This window comes from Cupriavidus sp. WS (genome assembly GCF_000395345.1).
In the GTDB taxonomy this organism is placed as follows: Bacteria; Pseudomonadota; Gammaproteobacteria; order Burkholderiales; family Burkholderiaceae; genus Cupriavidus; species Cupriavidus basilensis_B.
The window spans coordinates 1-2,690 of sequence record NZ_AQPL01000469.1 but is presented as its reverse complement, the minus strand read 5'-3'; the positions used below and the strand labels follow the sequence as shown (position 1 = coordinate 2,690).

4 protein-coding genes are annotated in these 2,690 nt (G+C 69.2%); all 4 read right to left on the bottom strand.

Annotated elements, in window-relative coordinates; genetic code table 11:
• Positions 1-45: 45 nt before the first annotated feature.
• On the bottom strand, positions 46-1,272 hold the full coding sequence (locus tag K206_RS0131515; protein ID WP_020206303.1) for a DUF2252 domain-containing protein: 1,227 nt from the start codon (positions 1,270-1,272) through the stop codon (positions 46-48).
• Positions 1,273-1,318: 46 nt separating this feature from the next.
• A complete protein-coding gene (locus tag K206_RS0131510; RefSeq protein ID WP_020206302.1) occupies positions 1,319-1,681 on the bottom strand; it encodes a cytochrome C oxidase subunit IV family protein in 363 nt (120 codons plus the stop codon).
• A gap of 8 nt (positions 1,682-1,689) precedes the next feature.
• Positions 1,690-2,385 carry a heme-copper oxidase subunit III family protein gene (locus tag K206_RS0131505; protein WP_020206301.1) on the bottom strand — a complete coding sequence of 232 codons (696 nt, stop codon included), beginning with the start codon at positions 2,383-2,385 and terminating at the stop codon, positions 1,690-1,692.
• Positions 2,386-2,417: 32 nt separating this feature from the next.
• Positions 2,418-2,690, bottom strand: a 273-nt coding sequence (locus K206_RS0131500) for a cytochrome c oxidase subunit 3 (RefSeq protein ID WP_020206300.1), incomplete at its 5' end; no start/stop codon positions are given.

Here is a 2,690-nt window from a genome sequence, read left to right as displayed (position 1 = left end):
TTTGACTTTGAAGTTGAAGTTGACTTTGAAGTCAAGCAACTGACGTCAAGCCTTCGACTTCGACCTTAAGCCACTCCCCTCCCTCCCCCTCGCCACCCGATAATCCTCCGCAAAATCCCGCCACTGCTTCTGCGCCATCTCACACCCATGCCGCGCCAGCCGCAGCACCGGCGCACGCCAGTGCCGGCCGGCCGCGAACTCCTGCAATTGCTCGATCCGGTCCGCCGCCTCATGCCCGCAGCCGCGCAGGTGCGCCCACGCGGCAACACGCGCCATCGTCAGCAACACCTCCCTCAATTGCGTGCGCCCGGTGTGCGGGCCGATGTTGACGCGGTCGGCGGTCGGCTGCAGTCCCTTGACCACATAGGATGAAGCATCCATCGTCACCGCCGACAGCAGCGCCGGCGAGGCCGCCTGCATGGCGTGCTGGATCTGCACCACGCGCGCGGCCTCGCTCTGCCAGCGCGGCTGCGCGCGCAGCGGGATGCTCTTCCAGGCGCTGGGCGCGGCGCGCTTGATGTCGACCAGGCGCTGGGCCGCGCGGTCGTCGCCATTGTGGGCCAGCACCACGTAGCGCTCGAGCCCGAGGCTGCCCACGCCGGCGATGCGGCGCGCGGCATCGTCGGAGACCAAACGCCCGTGGCTCGACTGCTGCCCGAACTCGCGCAGGATGGCGGCGGCGCGCTTGCGCTGGCCCTTGAGCGGCGCCAGCGCGTGCTTGCCGTCGACCAGCAGGCGGCGCTTGCCGCCGCCGCGCACGGTGCGCTCGGCCAGCAGCTCGCCGCGGCGCCGGCGCTTGACCCGGCGCAGCAGCGTGGCGACCATGCCGGTGGCGGTGGCGCGCTCCACCCAGCGCGGTTTGCCGGAGGCCAGCACGGCGGCGTAGGTGTCGAGCATGCGCTCGGCGCCGGCGCGCGCGTCGGCGTCCGACAGCCCGAGCTGGGGCGCGGCGATCATCAGGCTGGAGAGCAGGCGCACCAGGTCCACCGTGAGCGGCGCGACCAGGGCGTCGTCGAAGTCGTTGAGGTCGAAGTAGACCAGGCCGTTGTCGCCCTTGAAGCTGCCCAGGTTCTCCAGGTGGAGGTCGCCGCAGACGTAGGTCACGGGCGCTTCGATCAGTGCCGCCTCGCCGCCCACGGCCGCGGCGTAGAGATGGTTGGTGCCGCGCAGGAAGGCGAACGGATCGGCCGCGATGGCGGCCAGCTTGCGCGTGAGCCGCTCGGGATCGCGGCCTTGGTTGTAGATCAGGATGGCTTCCGTGGCAGGGTGCATGGCTTCCTCTGGTGGACCGGCAACCCGCCAAGTGTACCTCCGCGCCCTAGTGGAAGAACGTGCCGCGCAGCAGGAACGTGTAGTCGGCCTCGGCCGCCATCAGCCCGACCAGCACCAGCAGGCACAGCGGCGGCAGCAGGATCGCGCAGATCAGCGCCAGCCGCTCCCACGCCATGTGCATGAACACGGCGACGATCAGCCCGGCCTTCATCACCATGAACAGCAGGATCAGCGTCCAGCGCAGGTAGCCCTCGAAATGGAAGTAGTCCACCAGGTAGGACAGCGTGGAGAGCACGAACAGCAGCGCCCAGATCTTCAGGTACAGGCCGATGGGATGCTGCTGGCCGTGCTGGGCGCCGTGCCCGGCCTCGGGGCTGGCGGGCGCGGCGGAAGACGTCGAGGTGGCCATGACGAGCCTCACCAGAGATAGAACAGCGCGAAGATGAAGACCCACACCAGGTCCACGAAGTGCCAGTACAGCCCGGCGATCTCCACGATCTGGTAGTTGCCGCCGGCCTCGTAGCGCCCGCGCAGCACCTTGGTCGCCACCACCAGCAGGTAGACCACGCCGCAGCTCACGTGCAGGCCGTGGAAGCCGGTGATCATGAAGAAGGCGGAGCCGAACTGCGCCGCGCCCATCGGGTTGCCCCACGGGCGCACGCCCTCCATGATCAGCTTGGTCCATTCGAAGGCCTGCATGGAGACGAAGGCCACGCCGAACAGCGCGGTGGCGAACATCAGCGCGGCGCATTTCGCGCGGTCGCGCCGGTAGGCGAAGTTCACCGCCATCGCCATCGTGCCGCTGCTGCTGATCAGCACGAAGGTCATGATGGCGATCAGCAGCAGCGGCACCTCGGCGTTGCCGACGTGCAGCGCGAAGACCTCGCTCGGATTCGGCCACGGCACGGTGTTGGCGATGCGCACCGTCATGTAGCCGGTCAGGAAGCAACTGAAGATGAAGGTGTCGGACAGCAGGAAGATCCACATCATGGCCTTGCCCCACGACACCCGGAAGGCCTGCTGGTCGGAACCCCAGTCGGCCACCAGCCCGCGCCAGCCGGCCGCCGCCGGCGCGCCCGCGGCGGCGGCGGAAGAAACGGGTTGCGATGACATCGGCTTACCTCCCTCGGCGTTGGCCCCGGCGCTCAGCCGCGGCCGCAGATGAAGCGCACGAATTCCGGCGTCAGCCAGCCGAGCGCGGCCAGCAGCACCAGCCACACGGCCAGCAGGAAATGCCAGTAGCGCGCGCACAGCGTGATGCGCAGCGCGGTGCGCCGCGCCATGAACGTGCCCGGCGGCGCGCGCATGGCGAGCGCCCAGCCGGCGAGGCCACCCAGCACGTGCAGGCCGTGCATCGCGGTCAGCAGGAAAAAGAAGCTGCCGGCCGGGTTGTTGGCCGGCACCACGTGGATGGCGAG

What these genes read in the sequence shown, in the direction of transcription:
- K206_RS0131515 (WP_020206303.1), bottom strand. Translation starts at nt 1,272, where the DNA reads ATGCACCCTGCCACGGAAGCCATCCTGATCTACAACCAAGGCCGCGAT.
- K206_RS0131510 (WP_020206302.1), bottom strand. Translation starts at nt 1,681, where the DNA reads ATGGCCACCTCGACGTCTTCCGCCGCGCCCGCCAGCCCCGAGGCCGGG.
- K206_RS0131505 (WP_020206301.1), bottom strand. Translation starts at nt 2,385, where the DNA reads ATGTCATCGCAACCCGTTTCTTCCGCCGCCGCCGCGGGCGCGCCGGCG.